20 protein-coding genes are annotated in these 19,478 nt (G+C 35.4%); 13 read left to right on the top strand and 7 right to left on the bottom strand.

The genetic code is table 11. From position 1 onward, the window contains the following. Positions 1 to 83: 83 nt before the first annotated feature. From VB796_RS13500 to VB796_RS13455, 10 genes are all read left to right on the top strand, one after another. Positions 84 to 1,175, top strand: coding sequence for a sensor histidine kinase (locus tag VB796_RS13500; protein WP_323347087.1), 1,092 nt, complete (start codon positions 84 to 86; stop codon positions 1,173 to 1,175). 68 nt (positions 1,176 to 1,243) lie between these two features. Continuing rightward, positions 1,244 to 1,981 carry a LytTR family DNA-binding domain-containing protein gene (locus tag VB796_RS13495; RefSeq protein WP_323347086.1) on the top strand — a complete coding sequence of 246 codons (738 nt, stop codon included), beginning with the start codon at positions 1,244 to 1,246 and terminating at the stop codon, positions 1,979 to 1,981. Between the two features lie 134 nt (positions 1,982 to 2,115). After that, a complete protein-coding gene (locus tag VB796_RS13490) occupies positions 2,116 to 2,658 on the top strand; it encodes a hypothetical protein (protein WP_323347085.1) in 543 nt (180 codons plus the stop codon). Then, on the top strand, positions 2,655 to 3,608 hold the full coding sequence (locus tag VB796_RS13485; RefSeq protein ID WP_323347084.1) for a hypothetical protein: 954 nt from the start codon (positions 2,655 to 2,657) through the stop codon (positions 3,606 to 3,608). Before VB796_RS13490 ends, VB796_RS13485 begins: the two co-directional genes overlap by 4 nt. A 201-nt stretch (positions 3,609 to 3,809) precedes the next feature. Then, positions 3,810 to 5,675, top strand: coding sequence for a carbamoyltransferase (locus VB796_RS13480; RefSeq protein ID WP_323347083.1), 1,866 nt, complete (start codon positions 3,810 to 3,812; stop codon positions 5,673 to 5,675). Beyond that, complete coding sequence (locus tag VB796_RS13475; protein WP_323347082.1) at positions 5,675 to 6,856, top strand: hypothetical protein; 1,182 nt, start codon at positions 5,675 to 5,677, stop codon at positions 6,854 to 6,856. Before VB796_RS13480 ends, VB796_RS13475 begins: the two co-directional genes overlap by 1 nt. A gap of 102 nt (positions 6,857 to 6,958) precedes the next feature. Further along, on the top strand, positions 6,959 to 7,108 hold the full coding sequence (locus VB796_RS13470; protein ID WP_323347081.1) for a DUF5989 family protein: 150 nt from the start codon (positions 6,959 to 6,961) through the stop codon (positions 7,106 to 7,108). Between the two features lie 77 nt (positions 7,109 to 7,185). Beyond that, on the top strand, positions 7,186 to 7,560 hold the full coding sequence (locus VB796_RS13465; RefSeq protein ID WP_323347080.1) for an SxtJ family membrane protein: 375 nt from the start codon (positions 7,186 to 7,188) through the stop codon (positions 7,558 to 7,560). 86 nt (positions 7,561 to 7,646) lie between these two features. Continuing rightward, positions 7,647 to 8,582, top strand: a complete 936-nt coding sequence (locus VB796_RS13460) for a glycosyltransferase (RefSeq protein ID WP_323347079.1) — start codon at positions 7,647 to 7,649, stop codon at positions 8,580 to 8,582. A gap of 88 nt (positions 8,583 to 8,670) precedes the next feature. Then, complete coding sequence (locus VB796_RS13455) at positions 8,671 to 9,405, top strand: glycosyltransferase family 2 protein (protein ID WP_323347078.1); 735 nt, start codon at positions 8,671 to 8,673, stop codon at positions 9,403 to 9,405. A gap of 6 nt (positions 9,406 to 9,411) precedes the next feature. Here the strand turns inward: VB796_RS13455 and VB796_RS13450 are convergent, their stop codons facing one another. Beyond that, on the bottom strand, positions 9,412 to 9,855 hold the full coding sequence (locus VB796_RS13450; RefSeq protein WP_323347077.1) for a hypothetical protein: 444 nt from the start codon (positions 9,853 to 9,855) through the stop codon (positions 9,412 to 9,414). An 84-nt stretch (positions 9,856 to 9,939) separates the two neighbouring features. Between VB796_RS13450 and VB796_RS13445 the strand changes: the two genes are divergently transcribed. After that, positions 9,940 to 11,682: a capsule assembly Wzi family protein gene (locus tag VB796_RS13445; protein WP_323347076.1), complete on the top strand. Its 1,743-nt coding sequence runs from the start codon at positions 9,940 to 9,942 to the stop codon at positions 11,680 to 11,682. A 1-nt stretch (position 11,683) separates the two neighbouring features. On the opposite strand, the gene VB796_RS13440 is transcribed toward VB796_RS13445, so the two are convergent. The 6 genes from VB796_RS13440 to VB796_RS13415 form a co-directional block, all read right to left on the bottom strand. Next, positions 11,684 to 13,216 carry a glycoside hydrolase family 10 protein gene (locus tag VB796_RS13440; protein ID WP_323347075.1) on the bottom strand — a complete coding sequence of 511 codons (1,533 nt, stop codon included), beginning with the start codon at positions 13,214 to 13,216 and terminating at the stop codon, positions 11,684 to 11,686. A gap of 42 nt (positions 13,217 to 13,258) precedes the next feature. Then, the gene (locus VB796_RS13435; protein WP_323347074.1) at positions 13,259 to 13,954 is read right to left on the bottom strand and encodes a response regulator transcription factor; all 696 of its coding nucleotides are present in this window, start codon (positions 13,952 to 13,954) and stop codon (positions 13,259 to 13,261) included. Positions 13,955 to 14,141: 187 nt separating this feature from the next. Beyond that, positions 14,142 to 15,668, bottom strand: coding sequence for a 2,3-bisphosphoglycerate-independent phosphoglycerate mutase (gene gpmI, locus VB796_RS13430; RefSeq protein WP_323347073.1), 1,527 nt, complete (start codon positions 15,666 to 15,668; stop codon positions 14,142 to 14,144). Positions 15,669 to 15,792: 124 nt separating this feature from the next. Next, positions 15,793 to 16,392, bottom strand: a complete 600-nt coding sequence (locus VB796_RS13425) for a DUF1684 domain-containing protein (RefSeq protein ID WP_323347072.1) — start codon at positions 16,390 to 16,392, stop codon at positions 15,793 to 15,795. A 10-nt stretch (positions 16,393 to 16,402) separates the two neighbouring features. Beyond that, complete coding sequence (locus VB796_RS13420) at positions 16,403 to 16,906, bottom strand: low molecular weight protein-tyrosine-phosphatase (protein WP_323347070.1); 504 nt, start codon at positions 16,904 to 16,906, stop codon at positions 16,403 to 16,405. A 68-nt stretch (positions 16,907 to 16,974) separates the two neighbouring features. Then, positions 16,975 to 17,364, bottom strand: coding sequence for an FtsB family cell division protein (locus VB796_RS13415; RefSeq protein ID WP_323347068.1), 390 nt, complete (start codon positions 17,362 to 17,364; stop codon positions 16,975 to 16,977). Positions 17,365 to 17,758: 394 nt separating this feature from the next. Between VB796_RS13415 and VB796_RS13410 the strand changes: the two genes are divergently transcribed. Both VB796_RS13410 and VB796_RS13405 read left to right on the top strand, forming a co-directional pair. Further along, positions 17,759 to 18,046: a hypothetical protein gene (locus tag VB796_RS13410; RefSeq protein WP_323347066.1), complete on the top strand. Its 288-nt coding sequence runs from the start codon at positions 17,759 to 17,761 to the stop codon at positions 18,044 to 18,046. A gap of 77 nt (positions 18,047 to 18,123) precedes the next feature. Then, the gene (locus VB796_RS13405; protein ID WP_323347064.1) at positions 18,124 to 19,425 is read left to right on the top strand and encodes a hemolysin family protein; all 1,302 of its coding nucleotides are present in this window, start codon (positions 18,124 to 18,126) and stop codon (positions 19,423 to 19,425) included. Positions 19,426 to 19,478: the final 53 nt, after the last annotated feature.

Genomic DNA, 19,478 nt, shown 5'->3' with positions numbered 1-19,478 from the left:
TCCGTTTACTCAATTTTCCCAACGTTTTCCACACGATTACGCTAAATTGTTGTTGTCTAAAGGTAAAACTTTAATTAAAATTCATGTCAAGAACAAAACTATATTGGACATTACAAATCTTTGGCTGGTCGGCTTGGCTTGCCAACGAAGCGTTGATATACGCCAATAATTATGGGTGGTCGCTTGACTGGTTTGTTGCTGCCGTCTTGAATGTTGTGATTGCTATTTTAATGACCAATAATTTCAGAAAAATCATTAAAAAATATGGTTGGGTAGAACTTCCCATTGAAATGGTAATGCCCCGTATTCTATTGGCAGTAGCAACAATGTCAATTTTTATGGCTTTAGCAAACATTCCACTCGACTCATATCTTTTACGGGAACACGAAGAGGCTGATTTATGGTCGTTTTTCTTTATCCTACAATATATTTTCAATTGGGCGAAACCCTTAATGATTTGGACTCTTTTCTATTACGCTTCTCATTATTTTGAACGGAAATCAGAGGTTGAAGTAGATAAAATCCGCTTAGAATCATCCGTAAAAGAAACAGAATCGAAGGTTTTGAGGGCTCAAATGAATCCGCATTTTATGTTTAATGCTCTAAATTCAATCCGTGCCTTGATTTTGGAAGACCCCGATAAAGCCCAAAAAGCCGTTACGCAATTATCTAATATTCTGAGAAGTTCTTTGTTAGCAGATAGACGAAAAACGGTTTCACTTTCGGAGGAATTAAGAACGGTTGAAGATTATTTAGCCTTAGAAAAAATCCGTTACGAAGAGCGTTTACAAGTTCGGAAGAATATTTACCCCGAATCATTGACGGTACAAGTGCCACCCATGTTGTTACAAACTTTGGTAGAAAATGCTATCAAACACGGTGTGTCAAAACCCGTAAAAGGTGGTTTTGTGAGTTTGGAAGCACAAGTAATTGATAAAGTTTTGTTGATGACTATCAGTAATACAGGCGTTTTGGAAAGTACAGAATCGGAAGGATTTGGCTTGCAAAATACTGCTCACCGCTTGGAATTATTGTTTGGTCCAGAATCAAAATTTAAAATATTTCAATCAGCCAAAGATGTAGTAACGGCTGAAATCACAATTCCAATTCCACAAATAGAATCAGAAAAAGCGAACCCTTTGACGAAGATTACTAATTTGGTGAAGGTGGGTTGATAATATCAACACTCGTCCAGATTTACAATTTGGATTAGCAATATTCTAAAAACTGATAACTGAATAATATGAAAGCTCTAATCGTAGATGATGAACGTTTGGCAAGAAATGAACTGAAACGCTTGCTTGAAAATTTTCCAAAAATTAATATCGTTGGTGAAGCCGCCAATGCGGAGGAAGCCGTTGAGTTGATTGACCAATTGCATCCAGACCTTTTGTTTTTGGATATTCAAATGCCAGGAAAAACGGGTTTCGATTTGCTGACTGACCTTGAAGGATACGTTCCAGAAGTCATTTTTACGACTGCCTACGATGAATATGCCATCAAGGCTTTTGAGTTTAATGCTTTGGATTATCTTTTGAAACCCATTGAATTACACCGACTTAGCGAAGCCGTTCAGAAGGTTGAGGAAGAATTTGACCGTCAAAAACAATTGACTGAAACCACAAAAGACAACACAACCGTACTTTCTGAAAACGACCAAGTATTTGTAAAAGACGGAGAAAAATGTTGGTTTGTGCGTTTAGGAAATGTTCGCCTTTTTGAATCAATGGGTAATTATGTTCGTCTTTATTTTGACGACCAAAAGCCTTTAGTTTTGAAATCATTAAATGCTTTGGAAGACCGATTAGACCCTAAAATTTTCTTCCGTGCCAACCGTAAGCATATCATCAATTTAAAATACATTCAAAAGATAGAGCCTTGGTTTTCAGGAGGTTTGCAAGTAACCTTGCGTGAAAGTGGAGATAAAATCGAAATCTCACGTCGTCAAGCAATTCGTTTTAAAGAACTATTGAGTTTATAAGAATAATGTCTACCAAAAGGGTTTTAACAATGTGTTGAAACCCTTTTTTAATATCCATAGTTTTGTCTTTATTGAGGACTTTCGTCAAAACCACCGAATTTGTCTTTAATTTTACAGAAATGTTAAGATTTTATATGAGACAATTGACTTATTTATTGATATTAAGTGCTTTTTTGACCTCTTGCGAAGCTGAAAACCAAGAAAGACAAACGAAAAAATATTTTGATTTGAAGGGATTAATCGAGCAGCAAATTCAAGTTTTGCAAAAGAGAAAACCGATGATTCAAAAGACTATTTCAATGGCTGAAAAATCTGAAAAACAGCAGGTTAAATCAGTTGATTGGACAAAAGAATTGGAACTATTCACGCAGATAGATTTGAATAAACCTGCCTATATTAGCAGTTATAGCATTGATAGTTCTGCCAACGGAATGAAGTACGTTTTGAAAGAAACCGAAAAATTGCCTGTTAAATATTTGACTATCAGCAAAGTAGGAGGGAAGACAACCCAGATTGAAGCTTTAGTAAGCAATGAAAACTATTTGTATCAGTCCGAAAAGCATTTGAAATTGTCACTGATTAATGAGCAACTATCTGATTATCAAATTGATGGGTTTCAAAAAGTGGTGTTTGGGGATAAAAAAGATTTTAAGATTAACGGTAAAATTGCACAATGATAATTCAATTTTTCAAGAAAGTTTTTGTGCTTTGTTTACTGCTTGTACTGAGTCTTTACGCCTTATCGTACATGGTGGATGCTGGACTTCGGAAGTCTCGAAATGATTATTTTGCTTCTTGGAATGATTTGTATTCTTCCAAGATGAATGCCGACCTGCTCATGATGGGTTCTTCACGGGCGGCATTTCATGTTTCTCCCAAAATTATAGATTCCACTTTGTCCCTTAATTCCTACAATTTAGGGCTTTCCGCTTGGCATTTTGATATGCAATATGCTCGTTTCAAAATGTATTTACAGCACAATCGCAAACCTAAATACATTATTCAAAATGTAGATGTTTATGGGTTTTCAAAGCGAGCAGACGTAGCGGATTACCAACAATTTTTGCCTTATATTCAGGATACTATTTTGCAAGAAACCATTCGTGGACATAAAGGAGAATTTGACGTTTATCAAAGAAATATTCCTTTATTAAAATATAGAAACCTGCAAAATTTAGCGTTTGAGGGATTTTTTACTTTTTTAAATTATCCGAATTTATACGATTCTACGGCAAATTATAAAGGTTATCGAGGTAATAACTACGCTTGGAATCAAGATTTTGAGAGATTTAAAAAACGATTTCCTAAAGGAGCAAAATATACTTTTAACAAAGAAGTAAAACGCCAATTTAAGGAGTTTTTAGCATTTTGTCAGCGTGAAAATATTAAAGTATTTTTGGTGTACGCTCCAGAATATTTTGAAGTGCAACCCTATTATAAAAACAAAGCTGAATTAATTAATTTATGCACCGAATCCGCCAAGAAATACCATTGTCATTTTTTAGATTATTCTAAGGATTCCCTTTGCTACAATCGTCAATATTTCTATAACTCTCAGCACTTAAATAAAAGAGGAGCAGAGTTGTATTCTAAGGATTTAGGGAAGAAAGTAAAATTGCTTTTATGAAATGTAACCATTTTAATATTTTCTTGCGTCTTTAAATATAATAAAACTATGTATGATAAGAAGCTATAATATTAGAAATCATGCAAGATAAGAACCTACAAATAGCCTTTTAATAATTTTATAATCTACTTACCTACTCAAAATTGGCTTTTCCCTCAAACCGTCGTACTTTTGTACTTCAAATACCCAGAAAACTATTTCATGAATATATTAGGAATATCAGCATTTTATCACGACTCAGCCGCCACTATTACACAAAACGGCGAAATTATTGCCGCTGCTCAAGAAGAACGCTTCACTCGTATTAAACACGACCCTGCCTTCCCTACCAAAGCCGTTGAATATTGTTTGATGGAGTCTGGATTGTCTTTGGATAAATTAGATGCGATTGTTTTCTATGACAAACCGCTTTTAAAATTTGAGCGTTTGTTAGAAACCTATTATGCTTTTTCACCAAGTGGACTTCGCTCGTTTTTGACTTCAATCCCTGTTTGGTTAAAGGAAAAGATGTTTTTGAAGAGAATGTTGTACGACGAACTTTTCAAAATCGGTCAATTCGACAAGAAAAAAGTTAAACTTCTTTTTCCAGAACATCACCTTTCGCACGCTGCCAGTGCATTTTATCCTTCTCCTTTTGAAGAAGCCGCCGTATTGACTATCGACGGTGTTGGCGAATGGGCTACGGCTTCTATTTGTCATGGAAAAGGTAAGGATATGACCATTCTGAAAGAATTGCAATTTCCACACTCATTGGGTTTGTTATATTCTGCAATCACTTATTTTGCAGGATTTAAAGTAAATTCTGGTGAATATAAATTGATGGGTCTTGCTCCGTATGGCGACCCAAATTCAGAAAATACAAAGCGTTATGCTGATATTATCCGTACAAAACTGATTGATATTCACCCTGATGGCTCTATTTGGTTAAATCAAAAATATTTTGATTATGCCACTGGACTCCGCATGGTGAAAGATAAAGAATGGGAAAAACTTTTCGGTTTTGCTCGTCGTGAATCTGAAACAAATCTTCAACCAGAACACTGTGATTTTGCTTTAGCGGCTCAAATTGTTACGGAAGAAATCGTGATTTTAATGGCAAAAGAAGCCAAAAGATTAACAGGTTCTGATAATATTTGTTTGGCGGGTGGTGTTGCGTTAAACTGCGTTGCCAATGGAAAATTGCAAAACGAAAAGATTTTCAAAAATGTTTATATCCAACCAGCCGCAGGTGATGCAGGTGGAGCTTTGGGTGCGGCATTAGTGGGAGAATATATTTACTTCGGACAAGAACGCAAGCATACAGCAGGAGCTTTAGACGAAATGAAAGGCTCTTATTTAGGCCCAGAATATTCAGATGTTGATACACGTTTGATGGCGAAAAAATACAATGCCGTTTATACTTATTACGAAAACTTTGAAGAATTAGCGGCTAAAACTGCCACTGCTTTGGCAGACGGAAACGTAGTCGGTTGGTTTCAAGGTAGAATGGAATTTGGTCCTCGTGCCTTGGGTGGACGCAGTATTTTGGGCGATGCAAGAAACGAAGAAATGCAGAAAAAACTAAACCTCAAGATTAAATATCGTGAAGGTTTCCGTCCGTTTGCTCCTTCGGTTTTGGCAGAAGATGCCGCTGAATATTTTGAATTGGAAGGTACTTCGCCGTATATGCTTTTGGTACACGGGGTTCAAGAAAAACGTAGAAAGAAATTACCTGATAATTACCGTGCCTTGCCTTTGATGGAGAAATTGTACTATCTCCGTTCAGATTTACCATCAATTACACACATTGATTTCTCGGCTCGTATTCAAACGGTTCATAAGGAAACCAACCCAAGATATTGGACTTTAATTGACCAATTTAAGCAACAAACAGGTTATGGTTTGGTGGTAAATACCAGCTTCAACGTGCGTGGCGAGCCTATCGTTTGTACACCAGAAGATGCTTATAAATGCCTTATGCGTACAGAAATGGACTATTTGGTAGTAGGTAATTTTATTTTTGATAAAAGAAATCAACCAGAGTGGGGAGAAAAAGACGACTGGAAGGACGAATTTAAGTTAGACTAATGAATACATTCAAAATCATCTTTTTACTGTTACTATTAAGCGTCTTGGGTTCGTCAGGATTGCTACTGCTTGACTTGTTGAGAGGTGATGGTAATGGTATTGTAGCAGGAATTAATCTTGCTCCCGTTGCAAAATACTTGACTTATGCTTTTTTAGCGTATTCGTTTTGGTATGCTTTTAAGCAGAAAATTGGGTGGTTACAAAATGTTGTAATGTCTGGTTTGATGATTTTCTTAACGGTTCTTCTGTTAGAATGGATTTGTGGAATTATCTTGAAAAAACAAGGAGAACTTGCTCCCAAAATTGAAGGCCCAACACATTCAATGAATTGGGATAATGTTTTAGGATATAAACCAAAACCCGATACCATTCATACAGGAACACGCACAAAAGACGGCAAAGTTATTTATAGTATCACTTATTCAACGGATGCTAATAGCTTGAGAGTCACGCCAATAGATACCACTAAGCCACGAATAAAATACGCTCAGTTTTTTGGTTGTTCAATGACTTTTGGCGAAGGTGTTCAAAGTAATGAGACTTTACCGTATTACTTTGCAAAATTTGATAGTACCTATCGTTCCTACAATTTGGCATATAGTGGTTATGGTCCACACCAAATGTTGGCTCGTTTAGAAACCAATCAGTTAAAGGATATTGTCAAGGAAAAATCTGGAGTTGGCATTTACATTTATATCAATGACCACGTAAATCGGGTGTTGGGTACAATGACCAATTTTAGCTATAACGGAGGTAATGCCCCTTATTTTCATAAAGTAGACGAAGAACTTAAACATGATGGATTATTTAAAGATAGTCGTAAAATTAGAAGCTTGATTTTTGAGGAATTATTGAAAAGTAATATCTTAAAATTATTCAAAATTGGCTATCCTTTCAAGATTAAGGATGAAGATTATGAATTGACCGCCGAAGTGATGGCTCAGTCAGCAAAACTTTATAAAGAACAGTTTGGTAATGATAATTTTTATGTAATTATTTATCCAACTTCGGTAAATAGTTCTTTGATAATCAATTTGTTAAAGCAAAAAGGCGTGAAAGTTTTAGATTATTCAAAACTATTTAACCCGCTCGATGATAAATACGCTATCCCGTTTGACGAACACCCAACGGCATTGGCAAATGAAATTTTGATTAAACAATTAGTAAAAGATATAAACTGAATTTGAAGATTTGATAATAAGGTAATTTGGCAACGAAAGAGAAAGACTCTATCTTCAAATTAACCAATTATCAGATAACCAAATTATCAAATTAACACAATCATGGATTTTTTATCAGACCTTTTTAATTTTCTAAGAGAGCGTAAAAAGTGGTGGCTCTTACCAGTTATTGTTGTATTGTTATTAATCGGTGTACTCATCGTTATTGGCGGTGGCTCAGCTATTGCACCATTTATTTATACGTTATTCTAATTTTGATTTAGTGAATGAGTGAATACAGCTAAACATGGCGAATGTATTCACTCAATCACTCAATCACTAATTAAAACATGAAAAGAGAAAAAAATCTTGAAACCATGCTTGTCATTACGGTGGGTATGTTGGTATTATATTTTGTATTTAGAGAAAAAACTTGGTCGAACAACCTCCTAATTGCTTCTTTAGTAATTGGCTTAATTGGCGTTTTTTCTGACTTCTTGAGCGAGAAAGTTGCTTGGGTTTGGGGAAAAATTGCTCATATCATGGGTACTTTCAATTCTTACGTTTTATTATCAATCATCTTTTTTGTGTTTCTTACACCAGTCGCTTTTTTATTCAAATTGACTCGTAAGGATTCATTAAAATTGAAAGCTCAAAAAAATGGTACAGTCTATGAAGAACGTAATCATTTGTATGTAGCAAAAGACGTAGAAAACGTTTGGTAATGGATAGGTTTTAGGAATTAGTTGTTAGGTTTTAGATTTAATCGGTTGCTAACACCTAATATCCATGCCCTAATACCTAAATAAAAATGATAAAAATAATCATACCTCTTTATAACGACTGGGAAGCTCTCGATTTATTACTCCAAGAAATAAAAAAGAGCGTCTCAGTCGAACTGTTTTCTAAGTTGTCTTTCGTAATTGTGGACGACTGCTCGTCTGTTGAATGTGATATAAAACAATTCTCTTCTTATAATTTATCAATTATTAGACTTTGGCGTAATGTAAGTCACCAAAAAGCAATTGCTTTGGGGCTTTCTTATTTAACACAAGCGTCTGATTTTGAAAAAGTTATCGTAATGGATTCGGATGGAGAAGATAAACCTTCTGATATTCAACGCCTTTACGATGCCTCTCTGAAAGAACCCAACAAAATTATTTTTGCCCAAAGAGCCAAACGTAGCGAAGGATTAGTGTTTAGAATTGGTTATACAGTTTATAAATTCCTTTTCGGATTATTGACAGGCAAAGTTATCGAGTTTGGTAATTTCAGTATTTTACCGTTTCGACAAGCCCAAAAATTAGCTTATGTTTCTGAGATTTGGAATCATTTTCCTGGAGGAATTATTCGCTCAAAATTGCCGTATTCTTCTATTCCGATTGAAAGAGGAACTCGTTTGGCTGGTAAATCTAAAATGAACTTTGTTTCTTTAGTTTTACACGGTTTAAGTGCGGTTTCTGTTCATCTTGACACCGTTGCAGTGAGAATCCTCATTGGTTCTTTATGGATGACGTTTATAGCGGGCGTAGGGGCAATTATTGTCGTCATTGTGAAATTTTTATCGCCTGCCAATGCTTCGCCAGGTTGGGCAACTACTTTGGTTACGGCTTCAATAATCATTATTTTACAGGCATTATTGAGTTCATTGTTTTTGATTTTTACGGTATTAAATTACCGCACTCAAAAGCATTTTATCCCAGCAAAAGAATATTCAGATTTTATCGAAAAAATAGAAAAAGCGTGAAGGAGTTTATGAGTGGATTTTCCCTAAGATAGAGATTATCTTCCTTTTTTAATCGTAAATTTTTGCGTTTCCATTATATAAGAATAATATGAAATTAAGCGTAGTCATTCCTGCTTATAACGAAGAAGAATCTCTTCCTGAAACTTTACGTTCATTGTACGAAACGTTGGTCAAACATAATATTGACCATGAAATTTGCGTGACCAATGATAACTCAAAAGACCGTACAGAACAGGTTTTACAAGACTTGCAAAAAGAAATACCGACTTTAGTTTATTTTACCAATAAAGGACCAAATGGCTTTGGATATGCTATCAGATACGGTTTAGAACGTTTTTCGGGGGATTGCGTAGCAGTGATGATGGCAGATATGTCGGATTCGCCTGATGATTTGGTGAAATATTACAACACCATGATTGAGCAAGATGTAGATGCTGTTTTTGGTAGTCGATTTATCAAAGGAGGAGCCGTTTATGATTATCCAAAAGTTAAATTATTTATTAATCGTGTTTCTAATTTTGTGATAAAAATGCTCACAGGAATTAAAACAAACGATACTACCAACGCCTTTAAACTTTATAAACGAGAAACCATTGAAGGGGTAAAACCTTTCATGTCAGCCCATTTCAATTTAACGGTTGAATTACCACTTAAAGCCTTTGTTCGTGGGTATTCATACACCGTTGTTCCGAATAGTTGGCAAAATAGAAAGTATGGAAAATCAAATTTAAAGATAAAAGAAATGGGCAGTCGTTACTTATTCATTTTGCTCTATTGTATGATTGAAAAGTCATTTTCAAGAGGGGATTATATGAAAAAGTAAAGAATTTTATACGAAAAAGTGTTTCAATTCTGACATTTGAAAAATCAAAAATGTCATTATAATACCCCAAAACAAGGCAAAAACTAACATTGAAAACAAAATTTTAGGAATTGGTACTTTGAATGAAAGTGCCAATAATGTTCCACCGATTGGGGTAAAAAATAAAGGAGTAAAGCAGGCTATTCCCCAGATGCCTAATTTTTGCCATATTTTCACGGCAAATCGACTTCTTTTTGAAAATAACTTCGGCTTTGTTTTTCTATATTTCGCCATCAGTTTCTGAATTTCTCTTCCCAAAAAAGACATTATTGTTACCATCGACATCATTCCGATGATTGAACATATAGCAGTTTCTTGCCATGTTAGTCCCAGAAAAATTCCTGCAATAGGCCCGTTAAAAAATTTAATAGCTGTGGCTAAAATAACTGTAAAATATTTACCGAATGGCATGGTTTTGGGGTCAGGATACTTAAATAATTCTTATCTTGCGAAGGTATTTCTCGCAGGGAAACTAAGCCCTAACAATTTAAAATTATGTTAAAAAAAATACTCTTACTTATTTTATTCGTTTGTATATCAATAAGTTACCATTCAAAAGCTCAAAGTGCATTTGCCCCTTTGAATCAAGACTACTATCATCTTATCGACCGCTTCGAGATAAAAAGAGGAAAATTCTCGGAAGGTTTTCACACAACAGTTAAGCCATTTACTCGCAAAAGTATCGTCGCTTTAGTTGATAGCGTATGGAATGATGGTTCTGTCGATTTATCACCGCAAGATAAGTTCAATCTCGAATATTTGGAAAATGATAGTTGGGAATGGGCGAAATCCGATTCAGCCGGTAAAAGTCGTAAACCTATTTGGAATGTTTTTTACACTAAAAAAAGTGATGCTTATTCCAGTTCTAACGACGTTTTTGATATTCATATTAATCCAGTAGTCAATTTTGAAGTAGGAACGATTGAAGGCAAAAATGCAACTTCTACTACGCTCAATACTCGTGGTGTCGAAATTAGAGGAATGATAAATCGAAAAGTAAGTTTCTATACTTTTTTGACGGATAATATTTCCCTAATTCCTGATTATGTTAAAGAATTTGCTGATAAATATAATCAAAATGAACAACGTGTTGCTGGCAGACTTCCTGGTATGCCAGGGGAAGGACTTACCAAAGAGTTTCGCCAAGACCCACTCAGTACTGATTTCTTCTCTGCTCGTGCTTACATTACTTTTCAAGCTACCAAAAATATTCAAGTCCAATTTGGGCATGATAAAAACATTGTTGGCAATGGTTTTCGTTCTTCGATACTATCTGACAACGCTGCTCCGTATTTGTTCCTAAAGTTAAACACAAATATTGGTAGATTTCAGTATCAGAATATATTCTCTCAATTGGTTTACACAGGTTTTAAGCCAAATGACCAAATTTTTCCGAGAAAGTATATGACAATGCACCATTTGAGTATCAATATCTCTAAAAAACTTAATATTGGTTTGTCTGAGAGCGTTATTTTTCAGAGAGATAGTACAACAGGGAGTGGTTTTGATTTGAATTATTTGAATCCTGTAATTTTTTACCGTTTTGTAGAAAGTTTTCAAGGCAGTGCCGATAATGCTTTTTTAGGAATTGATTTTAAATGGAATTTTGCGAAGAAATTTTCTTTATACGGTCAATTTATGTTGGATGAGTTTAACTCTAAACAGTTTTTTAAAGGAACAGGTTTTTGGGCTAATAAATACGCTATACAAGGAGGATTGAAATACATTAATGTTTTTGGAGTTGATAATTTAGACTATCAAGCAGAAGTTAATGTTGCCCGTCCTTATACTTATAGCCATTATGATGATGCGAATTATTCTCATTATAATCAAAGTTTAGCTCATCCATTGGGGGCAAATTTTGCAGAATGGTCACATATTATTCGTTGGCAACCTATCAAAAGACTACAATTGACTGGTCGAGTTATTTATGCAAAATTTGGAGAAGACCGTACTACTACCGAAAACTGGGGTGGTGATATTTTGAAGGATTACGACACCAGAAGTAGAAAAGTGCTCTACGATGACCTCTACGGAAATTATATGGGGCAAGGTAGAAGTACCGTTACCACTATCCTTGACCTAAGAGCCTCTTTCCAAATTAAGCATAATTTATTTATCGAAGGGCATTATATGAACAGAAAATACGATAGTTCGGTTGATAAATTAGATTATACCAATAGGATTTCTTCGTTGGGAATTCGTTGGAATGTGCCAGCCAGACAAATGTTTTTCTAAACTATTTTTCTCCGTACTCAATCGTAGCTTTTGCTGAAGTGTTGGACTCATTATGCAGACGGTCAAAAGAAGTGATATGATAAACGTATCCACGAGCTTTTTCAGCAGTGGAGTCTGTAAATGTATTTTGTCTTCCAACGTAAAGCATTTTGTCAACTCTTTGAAAATCAGGAATTTCTGCTCTTTCAAAACGATAGACGGCATAGTAAGTATTTTCATTGCCATCACTTGCAACTTCACCAGGTTGCCAAGTTAATATTGGATTTCCAATTTCATTACGAGTAATAAAAACCTTTTTTGGGGCAAGCGGTGGTATATTATCTTTCCAAGGCATGGCTGGAATGATAGCAGGTTTTCGATAAAAATCAGTTCTAAGAGAGTCTTGAAATCCACCATAATTTTCTGTTAATGACTTTGAACTGAAAAATAAACCTCCATCAATTTGAGGAAATTGACGGTCGAGGCGAATTTGTGAAGGGGCTTCCGTCAAACTCCAACCTGTTTTTATTTTATACACGCCATGACCAATGTAAAGGTGTTTGCCAAAAGCATTTTCCATCCACCATTTTGATAATTCTTTATATGGAACTTTGGCATGGAGGCGGTCGAAGTAAATTTGAGGAGCAATATAATCAATCCAACCCTGCGACAACCATTTGCGAGTATCTGCATATAAATGCCCAAAAGAAGTTTGTCCTGCCTGTGTACGTGAACCTTCGGGCGTAGCAGTGCTATAATTTTTCCAAACACCAAATGGACTAATCCCAAATTTAACATGAGGTTTATTTTTCTTGATGGCTTCGCTGATTTGGAAGATTAGTAAATCGGTATTGTTGCGTCTCCAATCTTCAATATTGGTGAAGCCGTTATTATATTTCCTAAAAGTTGCTTCATCTCGCAATACTTGCCCCGTTACTTGATAGGGATAGAAATAATCGTCAAAGTGAATTCCATCAACATCATAATGTTTTACAATGTCTAAGACTACATTCGTGATGTATTCTCGTACTTCAGGAATGCCAAAATTGAGTAGTTTTTGACCGTCATAAGTTAGCATCCATTCTGGTTTTCGGTTGCTAATGTGGTCAGGAGTGACGCTCGTAGCACGTCTAAAAGTAGCACGATTGAGGTTTAGCCAAGCGTGAAATTCTAAATTACGGTCATGAGCCTCCGTAATCATGAAGCTGAGAGGGTCGTAAAAAGGATTGGGGAATTTACCTTGTTGTCCTGTCAAAAACTCTGACCAAGGTTCAACACTACGGGCATAATATGAATCACAAGCATCTCTAACCTGAACCATAACTGCATTCAGATTAGAGCGTTTGTGTTCGTTTAGGATACGAATAAAATCAAGTTTTTGTTGGTCTGAATCATGCTCGCCACGTTTTGGCCAGTCAATATTTTCAACGGTAGCAATCCACACCGCCCGAAACTCATATTTGGGCGGATTACTTAATTGACGGTTTTTTTGGGCGTGACAACTAAGGGAAATAAATAGTATTAAGAGTAAAGTTTTAATAACTTTTTGTAGCATAATCAAGTAAGGAATGTACAGCGACTATGCAAGTTATTAAATTTATTCTTCAATCGAAAACATATAGCCTACGCCTTTTAGGGTTTTAATGTATTGTTCTGGGATTTTTTCACGTAATTTACGGATGTGAACATCCACCGTTCTCTCGACTACATAGACATCCACGCCCCAAACTTTCTCTAATAATTCATCACGATTGAAGACTTTATTTGGGTGTTTTGCCAAGAAATAAAGCAGTTCAAACTCCTTTTTAGGCATCACTAAAGGATTACCATTGTTGATAACGCTATAATTGGTACGATTGATTGTTAAAACGCCAATTTCTATCAATGAATCGCTTTCAACTTGTTGGGTATCTCTACGCAGAATTGCTTTAATTCTACTAACTAAAGCACGTGGTTTGATAGGTTTAACGATATAATCATCAGCTCCTACGTCAAATGCAGCGACTTCTGTATATTCTTCTGCACGAGCCGTAAGGAATAAGATATACGTATCTTTAAATTCAGAAATTTGTCTAATCTGACGAGCCGTTTCAATGCCATCTTGACGAGGCATCATTACATCCAAAAGTATTAAATCGGGTTTGAAATCTTTTGCAACTTCTAAGGCTTGAAGACCATCGCTTGCAGATGCTGTCTCGAAACCTTCCTTGTTAAGGTTATATTCTAATAATTCAATGATGTCTGGGTCGTCATCAACTAATAGAATTTTGGGGGTAGGTAAAGCGTTTGCCATATTGAAGTTTATCATTACATTACAAAGTTAGCTACCTCAATGTTACGGAATTGTTAAATATAAATGAAAAGGGATGGGGGAGTTTATGAGTGATGAGTTTATGAGGAGTAGTTGTGTGGTTGAAGTTAGTGATAAGTCTGTAAATCGACTAACTGTCGACTTACAGACTTATCACTAACAACTTTATCTATACCAAACTCAAACCCGTCATGATTGCAGGTTTTTCGATACCCATTAATTCTAAAACGGTAGGAGCAATGTCTCCTAATTTTCCATTTCTAACAGCTTTTTTATCTTTGTCAATCAAGATACACGGTACAAGATTTAAACTGTGTTGTGTATTTGGTGAACCATCATCGTTAATCATATAATCAGCATTTCCGTGGTCGGCTAATACAATTACTGAATAATCGCTTCCGATGGCAGCAGTGACTACTTCACCTAATGATTCGTCAACGGCTTCGCAAGCTGCAATTACTGCCTTGAAATCTCCCGTATGACCAACCATATCAGGGTTTGCAAAGTTTAAGCAAACGAAGTCAGCTTCCCCTTTTTTCAAAGCAGGAACTAATGAATCACGAACGTCATAAACTGACATTTCTGGTTGTAAATCGTAAGTAGCTACTTTTGGAGAATTTGATAACAGCCGGCTTTCTCCTTCAAATAATTCGTTACGTCCACCCGAAAAGAAGAATGTTACGTGTGGGAATTTTTCGGTTTCTGCAATTCTGATTTGTGTTTTGCCTGCATTCGCAATTACTTCTCCTAAAGTTGAAGGAAGGTTGCTATCATCAAAAATTACGTTTACATTCTTGAAAGATTTATTATAGTTGGTCATTGTGTAATACTTAATGTCCAATTTTTTCATGCCATTTTCAGGAAAATCTTCTTGCGTAAGTGCCTTTGTTATTTCTTGCGGACGGTCGGTACGGTAGTTGAAACAAAGAACCACATCACCATCTTTAATGGTTGCAATTGGTTCATTGTTTTTAGTAACCACAATCGGTTTGATAAATTCGTCGGTAATACCCGCAGCATAAGATTCTTGCATTAAAGCAACAATACCTTCATCACATACTGGAACGCCTTCACCTTTCACCATTACGTCGTAGGCTTCTTCGATACGTTCCCAACGGTTATCTCTGTCCATTGCGTAATAACGACCCGTTACGCTGGCAATTTTACCAACTGAAGTTTTCAAGAAACTCTGTAAATCACTGATAAAACCAACACCCGATTTAGGGTCACAGTCACGTCCATCAGTAAAAGCATGGATGAAAACGTTTTCTAAATCGTTGTCTTTAAATACATTGCAAAGAGCTTTTACGTGACTAATATGGGCGTGTACACCTCCGTCAGACACTAAACCAATTAAATGGACTGGTTTGTTATTTTCTTTTGCATACTTGATTGCTTCAACGAAAATGGGTTCGTGACGAAGGGAATCCTGCTCAATGGCATTGTTTAAACGCACCAAACTTTGTCTTACAGTACGTCCAGCTCCTAAGTTCATGTGTCCAACTTCTGAGTTCCCGAACTGTCCTTCTGGTAAGCCCACTTCTGGACCAAAAGTTACGAGTGTACTGTTAGGATAATTCGCAATTAACGAATCATAAAAAGGAGTTTTGGCGGCAATAATTGCAGAACGGTCTTCATAACCTTTCTCGGCAATTCCCCAACCATCTAAAATGACTAAAATTACTTTTTTGCTCACGATATTATTATTATTTTTTGGAATATACTTTTTATTTGTGAATGGTGATTGAGTGAATTATTTAAAGACATTTTTTGCGTAGAACAAAACTCACTAAATCACAACTTACTCAATCACTAAATGCCTAATGTGCTTTTTTGAAATTCTTTTCGCCTGCTTCGATTCTCGCTTTCAAGTGATTTTCTTTGGGCGGAATCGGGCAACTGAATCCACTACTGAATGCACAATACGGATTATATGCTTTATTGAAATCTAAAATTACAGAGTCTCCTTGAATATCCGTTGTTTGTAAGTCTAAATAACGTCCGCCACCGTAAGTTTCTTTTCCACTCGTTTGGTCTTTAAAAGGAATAAAAAGGTAGTTTCTGTATTTTGGATTATTCATCAAAGACAAACTCCGATAGACGTTCAATATCAACTTTTTCCCATTAATCTCAAATGACAAAATACCATATTTGAAATATTCTTTTTGCTTGCCGTCCACCGTAGGAATCTTGAAAGTTGACGGGTCTTTTTTCGCTTTGAATTGACACTTTACACGGTAAATGGTATCAGGTTCATAAAACTCAAAATACGCCATATCTTCCTTTTTTACAGGCCCTTCCAAATTTTCCAAAAACTCATTTTTATAAGTTTCACGATGTTGAGCAATGCTTTCTTGATACGTTTGTGCGTTTATTTTGAGAGCAAAGATGATGAATATTATGAGGAGGAGTTTGTTCATTTTTGGGTTTTTATAATCCATGTTTCTCTATCAAATAATCCAAAAAAACTTCTGCACAACGATTTACTATTTGGTAAACTTCTTCAAAATCAGATGATTGTCCGTAATATGGGTCGGGGACTTCGGGCGTTTTTGTTGATTTGTTGGGTATTGTAGCGTCGAATCTTCTATATAAAAAACAACTTTCTTGAGGTTGTGGCATTCCTAATGAACGATTACTAATTGACTGGATATTTTCCATGTTGTAATTGTCCATGCCTACTACATAATCAAAAACCGAAAAATCTTCTCCATTTAATTTCCTACATTTATGCGTAAGGGTAAGGTTGTGTTCGGTGGCATTGGTGCGAGTTCGTTGGTCGGGCAATTCTCCAATATGGTAAGCGTGTGTGGCGGCGGAGTCGCACTGGATTTCTCTTTGTAAATTTCTCGCTTTTACTGCTCTTCTAAACGTTTCTTCAGCAATGGGCGAGCGGCAAATATTTCCAGTACAGACAAATAATATTTTAAGCATTTTATTTAGGGGTTGAAGATTAAGATTTGGGATTTGGAGGTTTCTAATTTTTCCCTGATTCTTAATCTCTATTTCTCAATAGGTTGATTTTCTTCATCAACAATCACGAATATTTCTTCCTTTGGTTTTTTCATCAGATATTTTTCACGGGCAAACTTTTCGACTAATTTTTTATTACCCATCACTTCAATACGTTCTTTTTCTACTTCCTTAATTTTTTCGATGTAATATTTTTTTTCATCTTCCAAACGCCCCAATTCTCGATACATTTTGATTTGCGTAAAAATATCATTGATGTCAAAAAATAACATCCAAAAAAATAAACCTGCAAAAGTGAGGGTATAAAAGCGGTATTTATGTAAAAGAAGTTGCTTCATAACAATGATTTTTTCACCACAAATATAAGGCTTTTGCAAGTTTATTGATAGATTTTCAAGGATTGCTTTCCATAAAGACATTATCTTTAGATTAAGATGTAAATTTGTAGAAAATTTTTGGACAGTTGGAAAAACTTATCAACTCACAAAATGCTTTTATGTAAAGGATATGTCTTAGTGATGAATCATATCTTAAGCAGGTTATTGTACAATTTGCCTTTTGATTAAAAAACAAACGGAATTATCTACTATTTGTCGTAAGACAAAATTAGACCACGGATAGAACAGATAAAACAGATTTACACTGATTTTTCTTTAAATTTATCCGTGTAAATCCGTTGAATCAGTACAATCTGTGGTCTAATTTTATTCTGCGACAAATTGTAGATAGTTCCGTAAACAAAATATAGAAAGTGGTTCTTCGTCTAAATTACCAAATTTGTATAAATCGCTTTTCGCTTACTAAATAAATATTATGTCAAAAAAAGAAATACTTCTCCTTTTTGCCGCAGTTGGCTTTTTGATTATTTGGGTTTTAGACCTTCGTGCTGGTCTTCCTGAAGGACTTGAACCGACCTTCTGGAATAAAATTTTCTATCATTATTCATGGTTAATGTTTGCGGCAGGTTGTTTGTTTTACTTTCAATATTCTAAGCAAATTCGTTTGAAAAAAGAGGATGAAAAAGCTAAAAATAAGCCTGTTGAAAAAGTTAAAGATGATAAAAAAGCCGAAAGAGATGCTTTTTTGAAAGGAAAGAAGTAGGTTTTTTGTATATTTGAGCATATTAAGTAGGTATGGTTGTATAATATCATTTTGCCTAAAACCTCGCTAATTCATATATGGACTCCCAACAAGCATTAGGAATTATAATATCAATCATTGCCTCAGCATTCTTTTCGGGTGTTGAGATGGCGTTTGTCTCTGCCAATAAACTGTATTTTGAACTCCAAGCCAAGCAAGGTGTTATTACGGGGCAAATCATTTCAAGATACCTCAAAAATCCTTCAAAATTTATCGGAACAATGCTCATCGGTAATACTTTATCGTTGGTGGCTTATGGTATTTTTATGGAAGGATATTTACACCATGAAATAGAACAGTATTTGCCGATTACTGGTTTAGCAGCGGGTTTGATTGCCTCATTAATTGGTACAATTATTATTTTGGCTACCTCTGAATTTACCCCAAAAAGTATCTTTTTGTTGAATCCAGACGGATTTTTAGAAGTTTTAGCCATTCCCATCTTAATCATTTATACGCTGATGTATCCGCTTGTGTGGGCAATTGTTGGTTTGTCTAAGTGGTTTATTAACAATATTTTACGTTTGGAGTATTCCGAAGAAAGACCTGCTTTTGGTTTGACAGATTTGAATAATTATCTGCAAAATCTTAATCGTAAAACCTCTACCGAAGAAGAAACTGAAGTGGATACCAAAATCTTTAATAATGCCCTTGAATTTAAACAAGTTCGTGTTCGTGATTGTATGATTCCGAGAACAGACATTGTGGCGGTTGATATTGAAGGTGGAATTGATGAATTAAAGAAAACGTTTGTAGAAAGTGGTCATTCGAGAGTTTTGGTTTATAAAGAAACAATGGAAGACGTTTTGGGATATTGCCATTCGTTGTCGATGTTTAAGAAACCGAAGGAGATTCAAGGAATTTTGACTCCAATCCCGATTGTGCCAGAAGCTATGCCAGCAAAAGATTTATTATTCAAATTCTCGAAGGAACATAAGTCATTGGCTTTGGTGGTGGATGAATTTGGTAGCACAGCAGGTTTGGTAAGTATGGAGGATGTAATGGAGCAAATTTTTGGCGATATTGAAGATGAATTTGACGATAACGACGAACTAACCGAAAAGCGTTTGGAAGATAAAACCTATTTACTTTCTGGACGTTTGGAGATTGATTATTTGAATGATAAATATGACTGGAATCTTCCTGAGGGCGATTATGATACGTTGGGAGGGATGATTATTAGTATTAATGAGGACATTCCAGAGTTGAATGAAACCATAGTTGAGCATCCATTTAATTTTCAAATTATGGAAATGACCGATGCGAGAATTGACTTAGTGAAATTGACGATAATTGGTGAGATTGAGAAGAAAACGGAAGGGTATTCGATGAAACACTGATAGGTTTTGTCTGAACTAAGATTGCGACGTTTCGCAATCTTAGTTCAGATAAT

It is taken from the genome of Arcicella sp. LKC2W (assembly GCF_034931005.1).
Classification (GTDB): Bacteria; Bacteroidota; Bacteroidia; order Cytophagales; family Spirosomataceae; genus Arcicella.
This window is presented reverse-complemented; position numbering and strand designations above follow the sequence as displayed.

Coding starts and splice junctions, on each gene's coding strand:
- VB796_RS13415 (WP_323347068.1), bottom strand. CDS start 17,364: ATGTCTTTATGGAAAGCAATCCTTGAAAATCTATCAATAAACTTGCAA.
- VB796_RS13490 (WP_323347085.1), top strand. CDS start 2,116: ATGAGACAATTGACTTATTTATTGATATTAAGTGCTTTTTTGACCTCT.
- VB796_RS13425 (WP_323347072.1), bottom strand. CDS start 16,392: ATGAACAAACTCCTCCTCATAATATTCATCATCTTTGCTCTCAAAATA.
- VB796_RS13495 (WP_323347086.1), top strand. CDS start 1,244: ATGAAAGCTCTAATCGTAGATGATGAACGTTTGGCAAGAAATGAACTG.
- VB796_RS13470 (WP_323347081.1), top strand. CDS start 6,959: ATGGATTTTTTATCAGACCTTTTTAATTTTCTAAGAGAGCGTAAAAAG.
- VB796_RS13465 (WP_323347080.1), top strand. CDS start 7,186: ATGAAAAGAGAAAAAAATCTTGAAACCATGCTTGTCATTACGGTGGGT.
- VB796_RS13450 (WP_323347077.1), bottom strand. CDS start 9,855: ATGCCATTCGGTAAATATTTTACAGTTATTTTAGCCACAGCTATTAAA.
- VB796_RS13460 (WP_323347079.1), top strand. CDS start 7,647: ATGATAAAAATAATCATACCTCTTTATAACGACTGGGAAGCTCTCGAT.
- VB796_RS13420 (WP_323347070.1), bottom strand. CDS start 16,906: ATGCTTAAAATATTATTTGTCTGTACTGGAAATATTTGCCGCTCGCCC.
- VB796_RS13485 (WP_323347084.1), top strand. CDS start 2,655: ATGATAATTCAATTTTTCAAGAAAGTTTTTGTGCTTTGTTTACTGCTT.
- VB796_RS13475 (WP_323347082.1), top strand. CDS start 5,675: ATGAATACATTCAAAATCATCTTTTTACTGTTACTATTAAGCGTCTTG.
- VB796_RS13405 (WP_323347064.1), top strand. CDS start 18,124: ATGGACTCCCAACAAGCATTAGGAATTATAATATCAATCATTGCCTCA.
- VB796_RS13445 (WP_323347076.1), top strand. CDS start 9,940: ATGTTAAAAAAAATACTCTTACTTATTTTATTCGTTTGTATATCAATA.
- VB796_RS13500 (WP_323347087.1), top strand. CDS start 84: ATGTCAAGAACAAAACTATATTGGACATTACAAATCTTTGGCTGGTCG.
- VB796_RS13455 (WP_323347078.1), top strand. CDS start 8,671: ATGAAATTAAGCGTAGTCATTCCTGCTTATAACGAAGAAGAATCTCTT.
- VB796_RS13410 (WP_323347066.1), top strand. CDS start 17,759: ATGTCAAAAAAAGAAATACTTCTCCTTTTTGCCGCAGTTGGCTTTTTG.
- VB796_RS13435 (WP_323347074.1), bottom strand. CDS start 13,954: ATGGCAAACGCTTTACCTACCCCCAAAATTCTATTAGTTGATGACGAC.
- VB796_RS13440 (WP_323347075.1), bottom strand. CDS start 13,216: ATGCTACAAAAAGTTATTAAAACTTTACTCTTAATACTATTTATTTCC.
- VB796_RS13480 (WP_323347083.1), top strand. CDS start 3,810: ATGAATATATTAGGAATATCAGCATTTTATCACGACTCAGCCGCCACT.